This window comes from Mesorhizobium sp. Root102, from assembly GCF_001425625.1.
Taxonomy (GTDB): Bacteria; Pseudomonadota; Alphaproteobacteria; order Rhizobiales; family Rhizobiaceae; genus Mesorhizobium.
On record NZ_LMCP01000045.1, the window covers coordinates 318,791 to 339,795 of the forward strand.

The 21,005-nt window shown below is 62.5% G+C and carries 21 protein-coding genes; 14 read left to right on the forward strand and 7 right to left on the reverse strand.

The genetic code is table 11. The features are described from left to right. Positions 1-6 precede the first annotated feature (6 nt). Positions 7-657: an FMN-binding negative transcriptional regulator gene (locus ASD12_RS27820; protein WP_056594279.1), complete on the reverse strand. Its 651-nt coding sequence runs from the start codon at positions 655-657 to the stop codon at positions 7-9. A 21-nt stretch (positions 658-678) separates the two neighbouring features. Further along, the gene (locus ASD12_RS27825; protein WP_013532163.1) at positions 679-1,353 is read right to left on the reverse strand and encodes an alpha/beta hydrolase; all 675 of its coding nucleotides are present in this window, start codon (positions 1,351-1,353) and stop codon (positions 679-681) included. Positions 1,354-1,591: 238 nt separating this feature from the next. Here ASD12_RS27825 and ASD12_RS27830 point away from each other — a divergent pair, with 238 nt between their 5' ends. The 8 genes from ASD12_RS27830 to sufA all read left to right on the forward strand — a co-directional run bounded on the left by ASD12_RS27830 (position 1,592) and on the right by sufA (position 9,057). Further along, positions 1,592-2,755: a cysteine desulfurase family protein gene (locus ASD12_RS27830; RefSeq protein WP_056594283.1), complete on the forward strand. Its 1,164-nt coding sequence runs from the start codon at positions 1,592-1,594 to the stop codon at positions 2,753-2,755. Positions 2,756-2,942: 187 nt separating this feature from the next. Then, the gene (gene sufB, locus ASD12_RS27835; RefSeq protein WP_027037002.1) at positions 2,943-4,460 is read left to right on the forward strand and encodes a Fe-S cluster assembly protein SufB; all 1,518 of its coding nucleotides are present in this window, start codon (positions 2,943-2,945) and stop codon (positions 4,458-4,460) included. Between the two features lie 6 nt (positions 4,461-4,466). Continuing rightward, on the forward strand, positions 4,467-4,754 hold the full coding sequence (locus tag ASD12_RS27840) for a hypothetical protein (RefSeq protein WP_057145839.1): 288 nt from the start codon (positions 4,467-4,469) through the stop codon (positions 4,752-4,754). Then, complete coding sequence (gene sufC / locus ASD12_RS27845) at positions 4,747-5,502, forward strand: Fe-S cluster assembly ATPase SufC (protein WP_056594289.1); 756 nt, start codon at positions 4,747-4,749, stop codon at positions 5,500-5,502. Before ASD12_RS27840 ends, sufC begins: the two co-directional genes overlap by 8 nt. A 25-nt stretch (positions 5,503-5,527) precedes the next feature. After that, the gene (sufD, locus tag ASD12_RS27850; protein WP_056594564.1) at positions 5,528-6,796 is read left to right on the forward strand and encodes a Fe-S cluster assembly protein SufD; all 1,269 of its coding nucleotides are present in this window, start codon (positions 5,528-5,530) and stop codon (positions 6,794-6,796) included. A 115-nt stretch (positions 6,797-6,911) separates the two neighbouring features. Next, positions 6,912-8,153, forward strand: a complete 1,242-nt coding sequence (locus ASD12_RS27855) for a cysteine desulfurase (protein ID WP_056594292.1) — start codon at positions 6,912-6,914, stop codon at positions 8,151-8,153. Between the two features lie 21 nt (positions 8,154-8,174). After that, positions 8,175-8,567 carry an SUF system Fe-S cluster assembly protein gene (locus tag ASD12_RS27860; protein WP_056594294.1) on the forward strand — a complete coding sequence of 131 codons (393 nt, stop codon included), beginning with the start codon at positions 8,175-8,177 and terminating at the stop codon, positions 8,565-8,567. 109 nt (positions 8,568-8,676) lie between these two features. Continuing rightward, positions 8,677-9,057, forward strand: a complete 381-nt coding sequence (gene sufA, locus ASD12_RS27865) for a Fe-S cluster assembly scaffold SufA (RefSeq protein ID WP_056594296.1) — start codon at positions 8,677-8,679, stop codon at positions 9,055-9,057. Positions 9,058-9,088: 31 nt separating this feature from the next. On the opposite strand, the gene ASD12_RS27870 is transcribed toward sufA, so the two are convergent. Next, a complete protein-coding gene (locus ASD12_RS27870; protein ID WP_056594300.1) occupies positions 9,089-9,586 on the reverse strand; it encodes a GFA family protein in 498 nt (165 codons plus the stop codon). Positions 9,587-9,676: 90 nt separating this feature from the next. On the opposite strand from ASD12_RS27870, the gene ASD12_RS27875 reads away from it, so the two are divergent. Further along, the gene (locus tag ASD12_RS27875) at positions 9,677-10,000 is read left to right on the forward strand and encodes a TfoX/Sxy family protein (protein WP_056594304.1); all 324 of its coding nucleotides are present in this window, start codon (positions 9,677-9,679) and stop codon (positions 9,998-10,000) included. 56 nt (positions 10,001-10,056) lie between these two features. On the opposite strand, the gene ASD12_RS27880 is transcribed toward ASD12_RS27875, so the two are convergent. Further along, positions 10,057-10,974 (reverse strand): pseudouridine-5'-phosphate glycosidase, encoded by a 918-nt coding sequence (locus tag ASD12_RS27880; protein WP_056594567.1) that lies wholly within the window; start codon positions 10,972-10,974, stop codon positions 10,057-10,059. Between the two features lie 75 nt (positions 10,975-11,049). Beyond that, entirely contained in the window at positions 11,050-11,994 is a 945-nt protein-coding gene (locus ASD12_RS27885) for a carbohydrate kinase family protein (protein WP_056594571.1), read from the reverse strand. 281 nt (positions 11,995-12,275) lie between these two features. On the opposite strand from ASD12_RS27885, the gene recA reads away from it, so the two are divergent. The 5 genes from recA to ASD12_RS27910 all read left to right on the forward strand — a co-directional run bounded on the left by recA (position 12,276) and on the right by ASD12_RS27910 (position 18,918). Continuing rightward, complete coding sequence (gene recA, locus ASD12_RS27890; protein ID WP_023759787.1) at positions 12,276-13,373, forward strand: recombinase RecA; 1,098 nt, start codon at positions 12,276-12,278, stop codon at positions 13,371-13,373. A gap of 294 nt (positions 13,374-13,667) precedes the next feature. After that, positions 13,668-16,334, forward strand: a complete 2,667-nt coding sequence (gene alaS, locus ASD12_RS27895) for an alanine--tRNA ligase (RefSeq protein ID WP_056594307.1) — start codon at positions 13,668-13,670, stop codon at positions 16,332-16,334. A 10-nt stretch (positions 16,335-16,344) separates the two neighbouring features. Then, positions 16,345-17,637 carry an SDR family oxidoreductase gene (locus tag ASD12_RS27900; RefSeq protein WP_056594310.1) on the forward strand — a complete coding sequence of 431 codons (1,293 nt, stop codon included), beginning with the start codon at positions 16,345-16,347 and terminating at the stop codon, positions 17,635-17,637. Beyond that, positions 17,634-18,122 (forward strand): DUF2269 domain-containing protein, encoded by a 489-nt coding sequence (locus tag ASD12_RS27905; protein WP_056594314.1) that lies wholly within the window; start codon positions 17,634-17,636, stop codon positions 18,120-18,122. Before ASD12_RS27900 ends, ASD12_RS27905 begins: the two co-directional genes overlap by 4 nt. A gap of 1 nt (position 18,123) precedes the next feature. Further along, complete coding sequence (locus ASD12_RS27910; RefSeq protein WP_244482997.1) at positions 18,124-18,918, forward strand: PhzF family phenazine biosynthesis protein; 795 nt, start codon at positions 18,124-18,126, stop codon at positions 18,916-18,918. Between the two features lie 17 nt (positions 18,919-18,935). Here the strand turns inward: ASD12_RS27910 and ASD12_RS27915 are convergent, their stop codons facing one another. Both ASD12_RS27915 and ASD12_RS27920 read right to left on the reverse strand, forming a co-directional pair. Beyond that, entirely contained in the window at positions 18,936-19,562 is a 627-nt protein-coding gene (locus ASD12_RS27915; protein WP_056594318.1) for a glutathione S-transferase family protein, read from the reverse strand. A gap of 12 nt (positions 19,563-19,574) precedes the next feature. Beyond that, the gene (locus tag ASD12_RS27920) at positions 19,575-20,786 is read right to left on the reverse strand and encodes an NADP-dependent isocitrate dehydrogenase (RefSeq protein ID WP_056594320.1); all 1,212 of its coding nucleotides are present in this window, start codon (positions 20,784-20,786) and stop codon (positions 19,575-19,577) included. Positions 20,787-21,005: the final 219 nt, after the last annotated feature.

Sequence of the window (21,005 nt, forward strand, 5' to 3'; positions counted from 1 at the left end):
CGCAGCTTAGTTGCCGTCCAGCCCGCCATAGGATCTGACCAGGCCAGCCATGCCGGGCGACGAATGGTCCTCGCTTTCGAGCCCCTGCGCAACGCCGGCGCGGTCGGCCACGGGCCGGTTCTGGCTGACCTTCCACTTGCCGTGGATTTCGCTGATCTCGATTTCCAGCCCGATAATGCCCTTGATCTGCGACTGGATGAAGGGCGCCGGCGCATCGGTCACCGCCCAGGGTGCCTCGCGAGCGCCTTCCTGGGATATGGTCAGATCGGCGATCTGCTGCGCCAGCCAGTCCTGGTCATCCATCACCTTGACGGTGCCGCGAACCTGCACGATGGCATAATTCCAGGTCGGCACCACCTTGCCGGTCTCGCGTTTGGTCTCGTACCAGGACGGCGTCACATAGGCGTCGCTGCCCTGGAAGACGATCAGCACGGGCGAAGCCGGATTGTCGGCCAGCAGGCGCCATTGCGGATTGGCCCGCGCCAGATGGGCGCGCAGTCGGCCGTTCGGCTCGACGTCGGCGTCAAGCAGGAACGGGATGGCGTTGGCGATCGGCCCCTCGGGCCCGTTGGAAATCAACAGGCCCAGCGGATGCGCCCGGATCAACCCGTGCATGATCTCCGGCCGCGTTTCCCTGAAATGAGGAGGCTCGTACATAGCCGCCGCTTCGTCCTTGGCTTATCTCAACCGCTTCGGGCGCGGATCCGACAATTCGCCGGCCAGCCGGCGGTCGAGATAATCAGCGCATTCCTCGAGCAGCAGGTCGGCGTCGTTGGAGAAGAAATGGTTGGCGCCAGGCAAGGTCTTCTGCGTGATGGTGATGCCCTTTTGCGTGTGCAGCTTGTCGACCAGGCCTTGCACATCCTTTGGCGGCGCCACCTTGTCGGCATCGCCGTGGATGATCAGACCCGACGACGGGCAGGGAGCCAGGAACGAGAAATCATAGGTGTTGGGCTGCGGCGCGATCGAGATGAAGCCTTCGATCTCCGGCCGGCGCATCAGAAGCTGCATGCCGATCCAGGACCCGAAGGAGTAACCGGCGACCCAGCAGCTCTTGGAATCCGGATGCAGCGACTGCACCCAATCCAGCGCTGCCGCGGCATCCGACAGCTCGCCGGTGCCGTGATCGAACTCGCCCTGGCTGCGGCCGATGCCGCGAAAATTGAAGCGAAGCGTGGTGAAATCCCGCTTCTGGAACATGTAGAAGAGGTCGTAGACGATCTTGTTGTTCATCGTGCCGCCGAACTGGGGGTGCGGGTGCAGGACGATGGCAATCGGCGCGCTCTTTTCCTTGGAAGGCTGGTAGCGACCCTCCAGGCGGCCGGCAGGACCGGTGAAAATGACCTCAGGCATGAAATACTCCACTTGGGTATACGAATGCGCGGCGCCCGGAACGTGTCTTCCTCTGGCCTTGACGCAGGGCGAGCGTCTTCTTAGAAGCTAGTTTAGAATTGTTCAAAACTGAGTGGCAAGACATGAGCCCGGCCACCCGCGCCGCAAGCCGCGTAAATAGGACGGCTCGCCTTGGAATTTCAAGGAAATAACGCGATACGTCAGCGGAATGGCTTCTAACGGGACCAACTGGACGAAAATGGCCGCAATACGCGCCTATCTCGACTACAATGCCAGTGCGCCGCTGCTTGCCGCGGCCCGCGAGGCTGTGGTCGCGGCCCTTGATGTCGCCGCCAACCCGTCATCGGTCCACGCCGAAGGGCGCGCCGCTCGGCGCCTGATCGAAACCGCCAGGCGTGACGTCGCGGCACTGGTCAACGCCAAATCAGAGCATGTCGTGTTCACCTCCGGCGCGACGGAAGCCGCCTCGACGCTGCTGACATCAGACTGGCAGATGGGGCGCGGCAGCGTGCGCACGAGCCGGCTTTACGTGTCCGAGGCCGACCACCCCTGCCTGTTGAACGGCGGCCGTTTCCCGGCAGCACAGGTGACGCGGATCGGCGTCGACGCCAACGGCATCGTCGATCTCGACGCCTTGGCGGTGGCGCTCGGCCATCATGACAAGGCCGATGGCCTGCCGCTGGTCGCCATCCATGCCGCCAACAACGAGACCGGCGTCATCCAGCCGATCGATCGCATCGCCGGGATCGTCAAAGCGGCGGGCGGCATCCTCGTCGTCGACGCGGTCCAGGCCGCGGGGCGCGTTTCGATCGACATTTCAGCGGGCTATGCCGATTATCTGATTCTGTCCTCGCACAAGATCGGCGGTCCCAAGGGCGTCGGCGCCATCGTCGCCGCTTCCGATCTGATGATGCCGAGGCCGCTGATCAATGGCGGTGGCCAGGAAAAGGGCCATCGCGGTGGTACGGAAAATCTCGCCGCCATTGCTGGCTTCGGTGCCGCCGCACGCGAGGCGCTTGTCGGATTGCCGGCCATCGATACCGTGCGCCAACGCCGCGACGAGATCGAGGCCATCGTGAAATTGCTGGTGCCGGACGCGGAAATCTTTGGAACCGGCGCGCCAAGGCTTGCCAACACGACATTCTTCGCTATTGCGGGCGTCAAAGCCGAAACCGCGCAGATCGCCTTCGATCTGGCCGGTGTGGCGCTGTCGGCCGGCTCCGCCTGCTCGTCGGGCAAGGTCGGGCCGAGCCATGTGCTGAAAGCCATGGGCTACGGTGACAGTCTTGGCGCCTTGCGCGTGTCGATCGGTGCGACGACCGGCGCGCAGGAGATCGAATTGTTCCGCACAGCGCTGGCGGGTATCGCCGCGCGTCGGGCAAGTAGAAAGAAAGCCGCGTGAGCGGTTGGACATTTTTGGGCCTTTCGGCCTGGTAGAGCCGTGCGTCTCATGTTGGCCGGGTGAATTTCCGGTCGGGGCGCACTATATGGAACTTACGCTGCCGCGAGCGCTTCTTTGGCGTTCATTTCGGCGGTGCCATAGTTTGAAAACTGTCGGGCCTTGACCCCGGCGTGGATGGAGAACGCTGATGCCTGCTGTGCAGGACACGATCGATCGGGTCCGAAAGATCGACGTCGACCAATACAAATACGGATTCCAGACCGAAATCGCTGTTGATAAGGCCCCCAAGGGGCTGAGCGAAGACATCATCCGTTTCATTTCGGCCAAGAAGGACGAGCCGTCCTGGATGCTGGAATGGCGTCTGGAAGCGTATCGCCGCTGGCTGACGCTGGACGAGCCGACCTGGGCGCGCGTCCACTACCCGAAGATCGATTTCCAGGACATCTACTTCTACGCGGCGCCCAAGAGCACGCCCGGCCCGACGTCGCTTAGCGACGTCGATCCCGAATTGCTGAAGGTCTACGAAAAGCTTGGCATCCCGCTGCGGGAGCAGGAAATCCTCGCCGGCGTCCAGAAGACCGACGCTTCGGAGCTCGAGGAAGTCAGCGACAATGTCTACAAGTCGGGCCGCGTCGCAGTCGACGCCGTGTTCGATTCCGTATCGGTCGTCACCACTTTCAAGAAGGAGCTGGCGCAGGCCGGCGTCATCTTCTGCTCGATCTCGGAAGCCATCCGCGAGCATCCGGAGCTGGTGAAGAAATATCTCGGCTCGGTCGTGCCGACCTCCGACAATTACTACGCGACGCTGAACTCGGCCGTGTTCACCGACGGTTCCTTCGTCTTCGTGCCCAAGGGCGTGCGCTGCCCGATGGAGCTGTCGACCTATTTCCGCATGAACGAGAAGAACACCGGCCAGTTCGAGCGTACGCTGATCATCGCCGAGGAGGGGGCTTACGTCTCCTATCTCGAAGGCTGCACGGCGCCGCAGCGCGACGAGAACCAGTTGCATGCCGCGGTCGTCGAACTGGTGGCGCTCGACGATGCCGAGATCAAATATTCGACGGTGCAGAACTGGTACCCCGGCGACGCCGAGGGCAAGGGCGGCATCTACAATTTCGTCACCAAGCGTGGCGACTGCCGTGGCGACCGTTCGAAGATCTCGTGGACGCAGGTCGAGACCGGCTCGGCGATCACCTGGAAATATCCGAGCTGCATCCTGCGCGGTGACGATTCCCAAGGCGAGTTCTATTCGATCGCCGTGTCGAATGGCTATCAGCAGGTCGACAGCGGCACCAAGATGATCCATCTCGGCAAGAACACGTCGAGCCGCATCATCTCCAAGGGCATCGCCGCCGGCTTCTCGCAGAATACCTATCGCGGCCAGGTTTCCGCGCACCGCAAGGCGACCAACGCCCGCAACTTCACCAACTGCGACAGTCTGCTGATCGGCGACCAGTGCGGCGCGCATACGGTGCCCTACATGGAAGCCAAGAACTCGACGGCGCAGTTCGAGCACGAAGCGACGACCTCGAAGATTTCCGAGGACCAGAAATTCTACGTCATGCAGCGCGGCATCCCTGAAGAGGAAGCGATCGCGCTGATCGTCAACGGCTTCGTCAAGGACGTCATCCAGCAACTGCCGATGGAGTTCGCCGTGGAGGCACAGAAGCTGATCGGCATCTCGCTGGAAGGCTCGGTGGGCTAAGTGACCATGGCGACGCAGCTGCCGAGAGAGGACATCTGGTTTGCCGTCCGCTGGCGGCGGCTGCGGGCTGTCCGCCGCGAGGGCAAGATCGCCATGACCAAATTTGCCGCCGCGACAATTATCTCGGCATTTGCCGGCTTCCTGCTCATTGCCTTCGTCAATGTGTTCCTCGGCATCGCCGTCTTCTCGGCCAGTTTTGGCCTGTCCCTATCGTGGTTCATGGCCCTGCAGCGCCGGCACACCGACTACTCCATCACTTACGACGATTATTTCAGAGAAAAGAACAATGCTTGAAATCAGAAACCTGCACGCCCGCATCGTCGATGACGGCACCGAAATCATCCGCGGCTTGAACCTGACGGTGAAAGCCGGCGAGGTCGCCGCGATCATGGGGCCTAACGGCTCGGGCAAATCGACGCTGTCCTACATCCTCGCCGGCCGCGAGGACTATGAGGTGACCGAGGGCGACATCCTCTACAACGGCCAGTCGATCCTCGAAATGGATCCGGCTGAGCGCGCAACGTCAGGCATCTTCCTTGCCTTCCAGTATCCGATGGAGATACCCGGCGTCGCCACCATGGAATTCCTGAAGGTGGCGATGAACGAGCAGCGCAAGGCGCGTGGCGAAGAGCCGCTGAAGATCCCGGAATTCCTCAAGCGGGTGAAGGAAGCAGCCGCCTCGCTCAGCATGGACATGGCGATGCTGAAGCGGCCGCTCAATGTCGGCTTCTCCGGCGGCGAGAAGAAGCGCGCCGAGATCCTGCAGATGAAGCTGCTTGAGCCCAAACTCTGCGTGCTCGACGAAACCGATTCCGGCCTCGACATCGATGCGCTGAAGATCGTCTCGGACGGCGTCAACGCGCTGCGCGCGCCGGACCGGTCGTTCCTGGTCATCACCCACTACCAGCGCCTGCTCGAACACATCGTGCCCGACACCGTGCACGTGCTCTACAAGGGCCAGGTCATCAAGTCGGGCGACAAGTCGCTGGCGCTTGACCTGGAAGCCAATGGCTATGCCGGCGTGATCGGCGAAGCCGCGTGAGATGCCAGAAGGCAAGGCGAAACTGATGAATATGCACTTACAGCCCCAGAGAACCTCCGCCGAGACGGCGCTGATCGACGCCTTTGGCGAACGGCTGTCGCTGCTGCCCGGCGACGGCGCGGTGATGCTGAAGCGCGACGACGCAATCGAAACGATCAAGCATGGCCTGCCGACGCGGCGCGTCGAATCCTGGCATTACACCGACCTGCGCCGGCTCTTGAATGCGGTGCCGGACTTCGACTCGGCCGCCATGGCCAAAGCCATTGCACCGATCGTCGACGGTTCCACTGTGGTGTCGATCCTGAACGGCAAGTCCGACGCGAAGGTGCCAGTCCTTGAAGGCGTCACTTTCCAGCGCCTGTCGGAAAAGCTGACCGACGGCAGCATCGCACCGGGGCTCGATTCCTACGGCAGCGACGACGCCATCGGCGCGCTGAACACGGCGTTCGTGGCCGACGGTTATTTCGTCGATATCGCCGATGGTGCGGAACTGGAAAAGCCGATCGAACTGCAGAACCTGCAGGCCGGTGGCCAGACCCATGTGCGCTTGGCCGTTCGTGTCGGCGCTGGCGCCAAGGCCGTTATCGTCGAGCGCCAGACGGGTGATGGGCCTGCTCTGGTCAGCTCGGTCAGCCAGCTCGTGCTGGGCGAGGGCGCCGAGGTGACGTGGCTGATCGTCCAGGAACAGCCGGAGACGGCAACGCATCTGGCTCAGTTCAAGGCGCATCTCGGCAAGAATTCGAAGCTGACGGTGTTCTTCATGAATGCCGGCGGCAAGCTTGTGCGCCAGGAAATCGTGGTCAGGACGACAGGCGAAGGCGCCGATTTCAAACTGCGCGGCATCAACCTTCTGGCCGGCGACACCCATACCGATGTGACCATGGTGCTCGACCATGCCGTGCCGCACACGACCTCGACGGAGGTCATCCGCAACGTGGTGACGGGCAAGGCGCGCGGCGTCTTCCAGGGCCGCATCAACGTCCATCAATATGCGCAGAAGACCAACGCCAAGATGGCCTGCAACACGCTGCTGCTGTCGGATGACGGCGAGTTCTCGACCAAGCCGGAGCTTGAGATCTTCGCCGACGACGTCGTCTGCGGCCATGGCGCGACGGTCACCGAAATCGACCACGACCATCTGTTCTACCTGATGGCGCGCGGCGTCGACGAGAAGACCGCGCGGGGCCTACTCGTGAAGGCCTTCGTTGCCGAGGTGATCGAGGAACTGGACGACGAGTCGATCGTCGAGGCGCTGGAAGCGCGGCTCGACGACTGGTTCGTGACACACGGGTGAGGAGGGGTCGGCGTAGCCGGCAAAAAGCCAACGATTTGGCTTTTTGAGCGACGAACGCCCGGAACCATAGCGAAGGGCCGGATGACGGTGAAGCCCGGGTATTGAAAGACAGACGATGGACCAGAAACTCGAAAACATCCCGTACGACGTCGAAGCGATCCGCCGCGATTTCCCGATCCTGTCGCGGGAAGTCTACGGAAAACCGCTTGTCTATCTCGACAATGGCGCCTCGGCACAGAAACCGCAGGTGGTGCTGGATACGATCCAGCACGCCTATTCCCAGGAATACGCCAACGTCCATCGCGGCCTGCATTTCCTCTCCAATGCCGCGACCGATGCCTATGAAAAGGCGCGTGAGACGGTGCGCCGTTTTCTCAATGCGCCAAGCACCGACAACATCGTCTTCACGTCGAACACGACCTCGGCCATCAACACGGTCGCCTATGGCTATGGCATGCCCAACATCGGCGAGGGCGACGAGATCGTGCTGTCGATCATGGAGCACCACTCCAACATCGTGCCGTGGCATTTCATCCGCGAGCGGCAGGGCGCCAAGCTGGTCTGGGTGCCGGTCGACGATCTCGGTGTCTTCCACATCGAGGAATTCGAGAAGCGGCTGACCAGCAAGACAAAGCTCGTTGCCATCACACAGATGTCGAACGCGCTTGGCACGGTGACGCCGATCAAGGAAATCGTGCGCATCGCGCATGCGAAAAACATTCCGGTGCTGGTCGACGGCAGCCAGAGCGCCGTGCATATGCCGATCGACGTGCAGGATCTCGACTGCGACTTCTTCGTCTTCACCGGCCACAAGGTCTACGGCCCCTCGGGCATCGGGGTGCTCTACGGCAAGAAGGACATTCTGTCGGGCATGCGCCCCTTCATGGGCGGTGGCGAGATGATCGAGGAGGTGACGGAAGACATCGTCACCTACAACGAGCCGCCGCACCGCTTCGAGGCCGGTACGCCGCCGATCGTGCAGGCGATCGGGCTCGGTGCTGCGCTCGACTATATGGAATCGGTCGGCCGCGAGCGCATCGCCGCGCATGAAGAAGACCTCAAGACATACGCGCATGAGCGGCTGCGCGCCATCAATTCGCTGCGCATCTTCGGCGATGCGCCCGGCAAAGGCGCCATCATCTCGTTCGAGCTGCAAGGAATTCATGCGCACGACGTGTCGATGGTGATAGACAGGCAAGGCGTTGCAGTGCGTGCGGGCACCCATTGCGCCCAGCCGCTGTTGAAACGCTTCGGCGTAACCTCCACATGCAGGGCGTCGTTCGGCATGTATAATACCAGGGCCGAAGTCGATGCTTTGGCCGAGGCGCTTGAAAAAGCGCGCAAGTTCTTCGGGTGAAGATTTTTTTGGGTGACGACCATGGATGATGCAAGCATCGCTGCCGAGACCACTCAGGAAACCGCGCCCAATGCGCTGGTTTCGGGATCGGCCATTCCAGCTGATGAACTGGCACGACTGACCGACGACATCGTCTCGGCCCTGAAGACCGTCTACGATCCGGAAATCCCGGCCGATATCTACGAGCTTGGCCTGATCTACAAGATCGACATCGAGGACAATCGCTCGGTTAAGATCGACATGACGCTGACCGCCCCCGGCTGCCCGGTCGCCGGCGAAATGCCCGGCTGGGTGGAAAATGCCGTCGGCGCCGTCGAAGGCGTTTCCGGCGTCGAAGTGAACATGACCTTCGACCCGCCCTGGTCGCCCGACCGCATGTCGGAAGAGGCGCAGGTCGCGGTGGGCTGGTACTAGCGTTGGGCCCGACAGGGTTGGCACACTTGCGCCAGTCATAAAACTTCACCATTTTAGGTGAGGAATCATTCGGCAGGCCTTGAACCTGCATGGAATGGAAGGAAAAAGAATGGGACGCTTCGCCGTCATCACGATGACCGAAAAGGCCGCTGACCGGGTGCGCGAGATTGTCGCCACTCGCGACAACGCGCATGGCATTCGGCTCGGCATCAAGAAGGGCGGCTGCGCCGGCATGGAATACACGGTCGATCTGGTGACCGAGCCCAACACCAAGGACGACCATATCGAGCGCGATGGCGCGCATGTCTATATCGCGCCGGAAGCGGCCCTTTTCCTGTTCGGCACCGAGATGGATTTCGAACAGACGACGCTGCGCACCGGCTTCACCTTCCACAATCCGAACCAGAGTTCGGCCTGTGGATGCGGCGAATCCGTCGAACTGAAGCCGGCCGATCTCAAGGCGCTGGCGGAAGCACGCGCCTCGGCCTGATCTTCCTTCGCCCGTCGACGGGCGAAGAAGGCTACTCCACCCACATGCCCGTCCGCTTGTGCCAGTCGGCGATCGATTCCTCGGGATAGATGTCGAACGCGTTGTCTCTTTTGCCGATATCGGGTTCGACCCAGTTCGCCTTGTATTTCAGCATCAGGTGCACCTTGCTTGGCGGAATGGGGAGGTCGCTGTCGATCGCCGACGCGAAAGGATGCACGAGCTCCGGCCAGGTCGGGTCGTAGAGCCAAAGGGCTGATCCACATTTCTTGCAGAAATTGCGCTCCCCGGTCGAGATCTCGCACTGCGGATGTTCGTCATCCTCGATCTTGGCCCGGTAGACGCCAAGGCTCCTTTTGCCTCTGATGTTCAACGTCTCACTGTCGGCGCCGAGATTGATGGCAAAACCGCCGCCGCCCTGTTGTTTGCGGCAGATCGAGCAATAGCACAGCATGAATGGCGCCGGCGTGTGGCTCTCCACCTCGAAACGCACGGCATTGCAGCGGCAGGACCCTTTGAGCAGAAGCGGCATGACAAAAACTCCGATAGATGGCTCTCAACCTGTCAGCATGATTTTGGTTGCGGCGATGACAAGGCCAAATGCCGGTGGCATGATCGCGGCATGGACAATGAACGCATCGCCGAACTGTTAGAAGGCCTTGGTCCGGTCAGCATCCGAAAACTGTTCGGCGGCAAGGGCATCTATTTCGACGGCGTCATCGTTGCCATCGTGCTACGCGGTGAATTGATGCTGAAGGCCGACGAGCAAAGCGCGCCCGACTTCGAAGCCGCCGGTTGCCGGCAGTGGACCTATACCGGCTCGCGTCACGGCAAGCTGGTCTCCATGCCCTACTGGAGCATTCCCGACAGCGCTTTCGATGACCCCGACGAGATGACTGTCTGGGCGCGCCGGGCCTATGAGGCGGGGCGGCGCGCGGGGAAGTGACGGGCAATTCGGAACGGTCGAGGGACAGCACCCCCGCCGACCTTGGCGGCAGCACCCTACAGCGCCTTCGCGATCCTCGCCGCCAGCCGCGCATTGTTTTCGACCAGCGCGATGTTGGTCTTAAGGCTCCTGCCACCGGACAGTTCGAGGATTTTCGACAGCAGGAAGGGCGTCACCGCCTTGCCGGTCACGTTGAGCGCCTCGGCGGCCTTCTGCGCGGCTTCGATATAGGAGGCCATCTCTTCAGCGGGAATTTCGTGGTTCTCAGGCACCGGATTGGCGATCAGCATGCCGCCGGCGAGCCCCAGCGCTGCCCTCGTCTGGTAGAAATGCGCGATCTCTTCCGGTCCGTGCAAGGTCAGCGGCGCGCGGAACGGCGAATGCCGCGACCAGAAGGCCGGCATCGTCTCGCAGCCATGGCCGATCACCGGCACGCCGCGCGTCTCCAGCACCTCCAGCGTCTTTTCGATGTCGAGGATAGCCTTGGCGCCGGCCGACACGACGATGACCGGCGTGCGCGCCAACTCGTCGAGATCGGCGGAAATATCAAAGCTCTTTTCCGCACCCTTGTGCACGCCTCCAATGCCGCCGGTGGCGAACACTTTTATGCCGACCATATGCGCCGCGATCATCGTGGCGGCGACCGTGGTGCCGCCGGTGCGCCCTTGCGCTACCGCAAAACCGAGGTCGGCGCGCGACAGCTTCATGGCGTCGCCCGTCATCGCCAGCGATTCGCGCTCGCCGTCCGAAAGTCCGATCTTGATGCGGCCGCCGACGACAGCGATCGTCGCCGGCACGGCGCCGCCATCGGTGATGATCTTTTCGACATCGGCCGCCATGGCGCCATTGTCGGGGTAGGGCATGCCATGGGTGATGATGGTGCTTTCCAGCGCCACCACCGGCCGCCCAGTGGCCAGGGCTTGCGCCACCGGCGCGTGGATGTCGATGAAGGGGCGGGCGGTCTCTGGGGTCATCTCGGTCTCCAATCCGGAGTGCGGCGCGTCCATCGGGACCCTTGGCAACACTGCGGCACTAAGAATTTGCCGGTCTCATGCCACTTCCTGCGCTTCCGGCACAAGAGCCAGCGCGTCCGCGAAGCTTGCCTTGGTGAATTCGGGAACGGCGTTGGAGCTTTCGATGGCAAGCGTCGCCGCGGCAATGCCTTCGCGCAGGGCCACCCGCAACGGCAGGCCGCGCAGCAAGGCGGCGACCGTTGCGCCCGCCAGCGCATCGCCGGCGCCGGTGACGTCAGCGACCTTTCTTGGCGGCGGCGGCAGGATCGAGAAGGCGCCGGCCTCATCGAAGCCCAGCATGGGGCCGCCGCCCGCCGTCACCACGCCGCTCTTGAGCCCCGCGCGTCTCAGCCCGTCGACGATGTCTTGCGGGGAAGTCGTGGCGTCCAGGGCTGCCAGTGCGACCGCTTCGCGCCGGTTCATGAAGACGACGGCCAGATTGCCGAGCACCGGCTTCAAGCGCACGATCTTGGCCGGCGAAACGGCAATGGCGAAGACGGGTTTTCCGGCGGCAAGCTGAATCAGCCGTTCCAGTGCCGCCGTCGGCAGGTTGGCGTCGCAGAAGACGGCATCGGCGGCAGCGATCACCTCCCGGACTTTGGAGCGCCTGATCTGCTTGGGAAAGGTCAGGTCATAGAGCGCCATGTCGGCAAAGCCGACGATCAGCTCCCCCTCGCGGTCGATCAGCGCCGTATAGCTCGGCGTGGGGCGGTCAAGGAACACGGCCGACAGGTCCGCAATGCCTGCCTCGGCGATGGCTCGCGAAACAGTGTCGGCAGCGGCATCGCCGCCACGCACCGACATGAGCGACGCTGAGACGCCGCGGAGCACGGCACTGCGCAGCGCGTTGAAGACGCCGCCACCGACATCCTCGCGCATCGTGCCGGGATTGGAGGCGCCAGGCACGTAAGCGCCGGACACCTTGCCGCGCCGGTCGATATGGGCGCCGCCTATAGCCAGTATTTTCGCGGATTTCAGCATGCCGGCGATATGACCTTTGTTATTCCAGCCGCACAAGCGCTAGGCTGCTTGGCGAAGCTTCGCATGCAAGGCAGCGATTCGGCAGATCGAAACATCCGAGCCGTCTGGCCCAATGCGGGATGCATCGTGGAGCGAGATCGTGAGACAAAAAAAGAACAAATCCGGATAGTGATTGTTTTTCAGATATTTGATCCCTCTTGCCAAACGAGAACAAAAAAGGTACAAATTGGCAGGGATTACGGATTGTCCGGCCTTCATTGACGACCAAGGGGTGATGTATCATGGCTCAGAATTCTTTGCGGCTGGTAGAGGACAAAGCGGTGGACAAATCAAAGGCTCTGGATGCGGCGCTGTCGCAAATCGAGCGGGCTTTCGGCAAGGGCTCGATCATGCGGCTCGGCGCGAACGAGCAGGTCGTCGAGATCGAAACGGTGCCGACCGGCTCGCTTGGCCTCGACATCGCGCTTGGCGTCGGTGGCCTGCCGCGCGGCCGCATCGTCGAGATCTACGGGCCGGAAAGCTCGGGCAAGACGACGCTGGCCCTTCACACCGTGGCCGAAGCCCAGAAGAAGGGCGGCATCTGCGCCTTCGTCGATGCCGAGCACGCGCTTGATCCGGTCTATGCCCGCAAGCTTGGCGTCGATCTGGAAAACCTCCTGATCTCGCAGCCCGACACCGGTGAGCAGGCGCTGGAAATCTGCGACACGCTGGTGCGCTCCGGCGCCATCGACGTGCTGGTGGTCGATTCGGTGGCGGCACTGACGCCACGCGCCGAAATCGAAGGCGAGATGGGCGATTCACTGCCCGGCCTGCAGGCCCGGCTGATGAGCCAGGCGCTGCGCAAGCTGACCGCTTCGATCTCGCGTTCCAACACCATGGTCATCTTCATCAACCAGATCCGCATGAAGATCGGCGTCATGTTCGGTTCGCCCGAAACCACCACCGGCGGCAACGCGCTGAAATTCTACGCTTCGGTGCGCCTCGATATCCGCCGCATCGGCTCGGTCAAGGACCGCGACGAGGTCGTCGGCAACCAGACCCGCGTCAAGGTGGTCAAGAACAAGCTGGCGCCGCCCTTCAAGGTGGTCGAGTTCGACATCATGTATGGTGAAGGCGTGTCCAAGACTGGCGAACTGGTCGATCTTGGCGTCAAGGCCGGCGTGGTCGAGAAGTCGGGCGCCTGGTTCTCCTACAATTCGCAGCGTCTCGGCCAGGGCCGCGAGAATGCCAAGCTGTTTTTGCGCGACAACCCCGACACCGCGCGCGAGATCGAACTGGCGCTCAGGCAGAATGCCGGGCTGATCGCCGAGAAGTTCCTTGAGAATGGCGGCTCCGAAGGTAGCGACGACGGTTTCGAGGAGGAATCCGGCGCGATGTGACAGCCTCGCGCGATGTCGGCCGGAGTTCGGCCATAATCGCATTCTATTATCTCGGGCTTATGTAATCGAGTTCCGCGTTATTGCGTTTTGAAACCGCCGGCCCTGGGCCGGCGGTTTTGCGTTTTGGCGGCGAAACCGGGCGGGTTCGAACAGCTGGCAAAGGCTGCGGATTGGACCACTTCCGTGTTTCTGGACAGGGTGAAGCGCGGCGGCTAAAAGGCCAAGTCCTATCTTCTAAAACGCAGAGCCCATTTCCGCCGGTTCGCCGGCGGCTCTTCCGAAAAGGCATCATTCATGAGTGGCGTGAACGAAATCCGGTCGACATTTCTCGACTACTTCCGCAAGGAGGGTCACGAGATCGTCGCGTCGAGCCCGCTGGTGCCGCGCAACGATCCGACGCTGATGTTTACCAACGCCGGCATGGTGCAGTTCAAGAACGTCTTCACCGGCCTTGAGAAGCGGCCCTATTCGCGTGCCTCGACCGCCCAGAAGAGCGTTCGCGCCGGCGGCAAGCACAACGACCTCGACAATGTCGGCTACACAGCGCGCCACCTGACCTTCTTCGAGATGCTCGGCAATTTCTCCTTTGGCGACTATTTCAAGGAGCGCGCCATCGAGCTTGCCTGGGACCTGATCACCAAGGAATTCGGGCTGAACAAGGACAAGTTGCTGGTCACCGTCTATCACACGGACGACGAGGCTGCCGGCTTCTGGAAGAAGATCGCCGGCTTTTCCGACGACCGCATCATTCGCATCGCGACCTCGGACAATTTCTGGGCGATGGGCGACACCGGACCTTGCGGGCCGTGCTCGGAGATCTTCATCGACCGCGGCGAACACATCTGGGGCGGCCCTCCCGGCAGCCCGGAAGAGGACGGCGACCGTTTCCTCGAATTCTGGAACCTGGTGTTCATGCAGTATGAACAGGTGACGAAGGACGAGCGCATCGACCTGCCGCGCCCGTCGATCGACACCGGCATGGGCCTGGAGCGTATGGCGTCCATCCTGCAGGGGGTGGAAAGCGTCTTCGAAACCGATCTGTTCCGTCATCTGATCGACGCCGCCTCGTCCGCCATCGGGCATGGTCCCGACAAGGAGACGGTCGCGTCCTACCGCGTCATTGCCGATCATCTGCGCTCGTCCTCCTTCCTGGTGGCCGATGGCGTGCTGCCTTCGAACGAAGGTCGGGGCTACGTCCTGCGCCGCATCATGCGCCGCGCCATGCGTCATGCCCAGTTGCTCGGTGCCAACGAACCGCTGATGTGGAAGCTGGTGCCGGCGCTGGTGCGAGAGATGGGCCAGGCCTATCCGGAACTGCTGCGCGGCGAACAGTTGATCACCGAGACCCTGAAGCTCGAGGAGACCAGGTTTCGCAAGACGCTGGTGCGTGGCCTCGGCCTGCTCTCCGAGGCGACGGAAACGTTGCATGCCGGCGACATGCTGGACGGCGAAACGGCTTTCAAGCTCTACGACACCTACGGCTTCCCGCTCGATCTGACGCAGGACGCGCTGCGCCAGCGCAGCATTTCGGTCGATCTTGCCGGCTTCACCAATGCGATGGAGCAGCAGAAGGCCGAGGCGCGCAAGCATTGGGCTGGGTCTGGCGACGCGGCCACCGAGACCATCTGGTTCTCCGTGCGCGAGAAGGCGGGCGCCACCGAATTCCTCGGCTACGAGACTGAAGCTGCCGAAGGCATCATCCAGGCGCTTGTCCGGGACGGCAAGACCGTCGACAGCGCCGGCAAGGACGATGCGGTGGCGATCGTCGTGAACCAGACGCCGTTCTATGCCGAGTCCGGCGGCCAGATGGGCGATACGGGCGTTATCTCGGGCGAAGGGTTCTCGATCGAGGTCTCCGATACGCAGAAGAAGGCTGATGGGCTGTTCGTCCATGTCGGCAAGGTGGCCAGCGGCACCGTCAAGACGGGCGCTGCCGTCGAGCTGAAGGTCGACCATGCCAGGCGCTCCAGGCTGCGCGCGAACCATTCCGCGACGCATCTGATCCATGAGGCGTTGCGCGAGGTGCTGGGCAGCCACGTTGCGCAGAAGGGCTCGCTGGTGGCGCCTGAGCGCCTGCGCTTCGACATCTCGCACAACAAACCCATTTCACCGGAGGATCTCGAAGAGGTCGAGCGCATGGCCAACGAGATCGTCGTGCAGAACAGCCCGGTGTCCACGCGTCTGATGTCCGTCGACGATGCCATCGCCGAAGGCGCCATGGCGCTGTTTGGCGAGAAGTATGGCGACGAAGTGCGTGTCGTTTCGATGGGCACCGGCGTGCACGGCGGCAAGGCCAACCGGCCCTATTCGGTCGAGCTCTGCGGCGGCACCCATGTCAGGGCGACCGGCGATATCGGTCTGGTGCGCGTCGTGTCGGACAGCGCGGTCGCCGCCGGCGTGCGGCGCATCGAGGCGCTGACCGGCGAAGCGGCGCGCAAACATCTCGACGAGCAGGACAGGCGTCTAAAGGCGGCCGCAGCCGTGCTGAAGATTTCGCCGGCCGACGTGCCTGCGCGTGTCGAAGCGCTGCTCGATGAGCGCAAGAAGCTCGAAAAGGAGCTGACCGAGGCGCGCAAGAAGCTGGCGCTGGGCGGCGGTGCAGGGGCGGGTGTGCCGTCGGAGAACGAGACCGTGGCGGGTGTCGGCTTCCTCGGCAAGGCGGTTTCCGGTGTCTCGCCGAAGGACCTGAAGCCGCTGGCCGATGCCGGCAAGACCTCGCTCGGTTCCGGCGTCGTCGTCTTCGTCGGCGCCGGTGAGGACAACAAGGCCAGCGTCGTGGTCGCCGTCACCGATGATCTCGTCGGCCGCTTCAGCGCCGTCGACCTGGTGCGCGTCGCCTCCGCCGCATTGGGCGGGCAGGGCGGCGGCGGTCGACCTGACATGGCGCAGGCCGGTGGCCCCGACGCTTCCAAGGCCAATGATGCGATCGCTGCCGTAAGGGCGGCGCTGGAGGCAGCCTGAAAGTCACTGCATGAACGTTCTTGTTCTCGGCGGCTATGGTTTGATCGGGGAAGCCGTCGTCGGACGTTTGTTGCGCGACGGTCATCAGGTGACCGGCCTTGGTCGTGATGTTCAGGATGCGGAGCGACGTAGGCCGGCGGTGCGCTGGATCGCCGCCGACATGTCGCGACTGCTTGCCGCTGAGGACTGGCTGCCGGTGGTCGCCGGTATGGATGCTATCGTCAATGCGGCAGGCGCCTTGCAGGACGGCCCGCGCGATCGCCTTGACGCCATATACCGGCACTCGGTGGTGGCGCTGGTGACGGCATGTGAACAGGTCGGCGTGCGCCGTTTTGCGCAAATTTCCGCGATCGGCGCCGACCTCTCCTCTGCCGACGCTTTCTTCAACACCAAGGCGCAAGGCGACAAGGCTGTCGCAAGCTCTTCGCTGGAGTGGACAATCCTGCGCCCGGGGTTGGTAATCGCGCCCGCCGCCTATGGCGGGACAGCACTTTTGCGCGCCCTTGCAGCGTTTCCCGGTTTCATTCCGGCCGTCATGTCGCGCCAGCCGATCCAGACCGTGGCGGTCACCGACGTTGCTGAAGCGGTCTCGCGCGCGGTCGCCGGATCTTTGCCGCCCCACTCTGCCGTCGACCTCGTCGAAGCCGAGGCCAGACCGCTCGCCGATGTTCTCTCGGCCTTTCGGGCATGGCTTGGCCTGCCGCAGGCGAAGGTCGTGCCGATACCGGCCATTGTCGGCCGGCTTGCGGCCGCCGTTGCCGATGGCCTTGGCCTCCTTGGCTGGCGGTCGCCTCTGCGCAGCGCGGCTCTTGCCGCGCTGGCACGTGGCGTGACGGGCAATGCCGAGCCCTGGAACCAAATTTGCGGGCATCCGCTGCAGCCGCTGGAAGCAACGCTGGCCGCCATGCCGGCCCATGTTCAGGAGCGATGGTTCGCGCGCCTCTGGCTGGTGAAGCCTGTCATCCTTGCCTGCCTGTCCCTGTTCTGGCTTGTCTCAGGCATCATCGGCCTGATCCGGCAGGAGGACGCGGCGGATATTCTTATTGCGCAGGGTGTACCGGGTAGTTTTGCCCATATATCGGTTCTTGCCGGCAGTGCAGCGGATATCCTTGCTGGCGCGGCGGTCTTGGTCCGATCCTTGGCCAAGCAAGCGCTCAAGGCGATGATCGCGATCACTGTGTTTTATCTGGCTGCGGCACTTCTCGTTCCCGAGCTTTGGCTCGCTCCGCTGGGGCCGTTGATCAAGACAATCCCGGCGCTTTGTCTGGTGCTTGTGGCGCTTACGGTGCTCGACGAGCGATGAACCTCTGGGTCGACATACTGCGCTGGGTGCATGTCGTCGGTGCCACGGTTCTGTTCGGCACCGGCGCCGGGATCGCCTTCTTCATGCTCATGGCGCAGCGTACCGCCCGTGCCGATCTCGTCGCCCATGTCGCGGGCACGGTCGTCATCGCCGACACCATATTCACGGCAACGGCCGTCGTGGTGCAGCCGATATCAGGTGTGTTACTGGCCCGCGTATCGGGGTGGCCGCTGTCCGAGGGCTGGATTGTGCTTTCCTTGCTGCTTTATGTCGTGACAGGTTTGTTTTGGCTGCCGGTGGTCTGGATTCAGATCCAGATACGAAATCTGGCGCGACAGGCGGCCACCGAAAATCGACCGTTGCCTGCCGAGGAAAAGCGTCTGTTTCGTATCTGGTTTGCGTGCGGCTTTCCGGCTTTCTCCGCCGTCCTTGCCATTCTGTGGCTGATGGTCACCCGGCCGGCAATCAGCCTTTTCGGAGGATAACGTGCCCACGCTGACCATGTATCAGGTCGACGCCTTTGCCGACCGGGCCTTTCAGGGCAATCCTGCCGCCGTCCTCATTTTGACGGACTGGCTGGCGGACGACGTCATGCAGGCCATCGCAAACGAGAACAATCTTGCCGAAACCGCCTTTGCGCGACCGAACGGCAAAGGTTGGGATCTGCGCTGGTTCACGCCGGTTCATGAAGTCGATTTCTGTGGCCATGCCACCCTGGCGGCCGCCCATGTGTTGGCCTCTGAGCACAATGTGGCCGATGAGATGGCCTTTGCCACGCGGGTGGGCGAGTTGCGGGTTTCGCAGCAGCAAGGCGCCTATCAGCTCGATCTGCCCTGTTTTCCGCCGCAACCCGTCGATGGCGAAACCATGCTGGCGCTGCGGGAGATTTTATCCCCGCATCCGGTTGCGGGCTTTCGTAATTTTGAGAACCTGTTCGTCGAGCTTGCCGACGAGCAATCCGTGCGATCCTTCGTTCCCGATTTGCTCAGGATCGGCGCCTTCCATCCGCTTGGGCTGGTCATCACCGCGCGCGGGCGAACGCATGATTTCGTCTCCCGGTATTTCGTTCAGGGAGCAGGCATCCCCGAGGATCCGGTGACCGGCTCCATCCATGCGACGCTGGTGCCGTACTGCGCTGAAAAGCTTGGCAAGACGCATCTGTCGGCATTCCAGTGCTCGCCGCGCGGCGGGCACCTGCTGTGTGATCTGGCCGGAGATCGCGTACTCATCCTGGGGCGCGCCAAGACCTTCATGAAGGCGGAAATCTATCTTCCCGAATGAAGATGGGCGCAGGCTGATCAGGTCGCCGGAGCGCTCGCGGCAAAGCTTGGGCGGGCTGAGATCCGGTCCCACCAAGCCTGGATCTCGGGAAATTCGGCCAGCAGGCCTTGTCCCTCGGCGACCTTGACGAAATAAGCGATGATCGGCGCTGCATGCAGATCGGCCAGTGTCAGTTGGTCGCCCAGCAACCACGGCCCCGGCGCTTTCAGCGAGGAGAGCGTCTGAAGCGCTTTGCTTGCCTGCGAAAGCCCGCTGGCGATCAGCCTCTCGTCGGGCGCCTCCTTCTCCAGCCGTTCGACGGAGACATCCCAGACCATCGACCTGTAGGCATAGGCGTCGAGCATGCCGATGATCTGGTTCATTCTTGCGCGGCCGCGAGGCTCCGTCGCTTGCAGGGTTGGCCCGTCAAACGCCTCGTCGACATATCTGGCAATCGCGCTCGTCTCGAAGAGTCGAAACCCGTCATGCTCGAAGGCCGGGATGCGACCGAACGGATGGTGCTGGAAATACCAGGCGGGAATGCCCTCAGTGGCAAAGACATCGACCGGCACAAGCTCGTAGTCGATGCCTTTCTCCGCGAGCACGAGGCGGACGATGCGCACATAGACGCTGTAGTTCGCCCCGTAGACGATGGGCCTGCCCATCTTGCTTGCCTGTTACGCCATCGCCTTCTGCAGGTTCTCGTCGATCTTGTCGAGGAAACCGGAGGTCGAAAGCCAGGGCTGGTCGGGGCCGATCAGCAGCGACAGATCCTTGGTCATGAAGCCGGACTCGACGGTCTGGATGCAGACCTTTTCCAGCGTCTCGGCAAAGCGCTTCAACTCGGCATTGTCGTCGAGCTTGGCGCGGTGCGCGAGGCCACGCGTCCAGGCGAAGATCGATGCGATCGAATTGGTCGAGGTTTCCTCGCCCTTCTGGTGCTGGCGGTAATGGCGGGTGACGGTGCCGTGCGCGGCTTCCGCTTCCACCGTCTTGCCGTCCGGCGTCATCAGCACCGAGGTCATCAGGCCGAGCGAACCAAAACCCTGTGCCACCGTGTCGGACTGGACGTCGCCGTCATAGTTCTTGCAGGCCCAGACATAGCCACCCGACCATTTCAGGCTGGAGGCCACCATGTCGTCGATCAGGCGGTGCTCGTACCACAGCTTCTTCGACTTGAACTCGGCCTCGAACTCGGCCTCGTAGACCTCCTGGAAGATGTCCTTGAAGCGGCCGTCATAGGCTTTGAGGATGGTGTTCTTGGTCGACAGATAGACCGGATAGTTGCGCAGCAGGCCGTAGTTCAGCGAGGCGCGGGCGAATTCGCGGATCGAGTCGTCGAGATTGTACATGGCCATGGCGACACCGGCTCCCGGCGCGTCGTAGACGTCATGCTCGATCACCTTGCCGTCCTCGCCGACGAACTTGATCGTCAGCTTGCCCTTGCCGGGAAAGCGGAAATCGGTGGCGCGGTACTGATCGCCGAAGGCGTGACGGCCGACGATGATCGGCTTGGTCCAGCCGGGCACCAGGCGCGGCACGTTCTTCATGATGATCGGCTCGCGGAAGATCGTGCCGCCGAGGATGTTGCGGATTGTGCCGTTCGGCGACTTCCACATCTTCTTCAGCTTGAATTCCTCGACGCGCTGCTCGTCGGGGGTGATCGTCGCGCATTTCACGCCGACGCCGTATTTCTTGATGGCGTTGGCCGAATCGATGGTCACCTGGTCGTTGGTGGCATCACGATGCTCGATGCCGAGGTCGTAATATTCGAGCTTGAGGTCGAGATAAGGGTGGATCAGCTTGTCCTTGATGAACTGCCAGATGATGCGGGTCATCTCGTCGCCGTCGAGTTCGACGACCGGGTTCGCCACCTTGATCTTCGCCATGGAAAGAATGCCTCGTTGCTGGAAAATGGGACGGCCTTGCCCGCGTGGCGTTGGGCCGGGGATGCCGCCCGTATATCAAAGCGTTTTTGGCCACGCAAACGGCGATCGGTCACGAACGCGAGGCGATAACCTTTGTCATTTGCGAATGCTTCATTTTCGCGGCCGAATATGGCAGGGGACGCTGAAATGCCGCAAACAGCAGTTCATTGACAATCATGC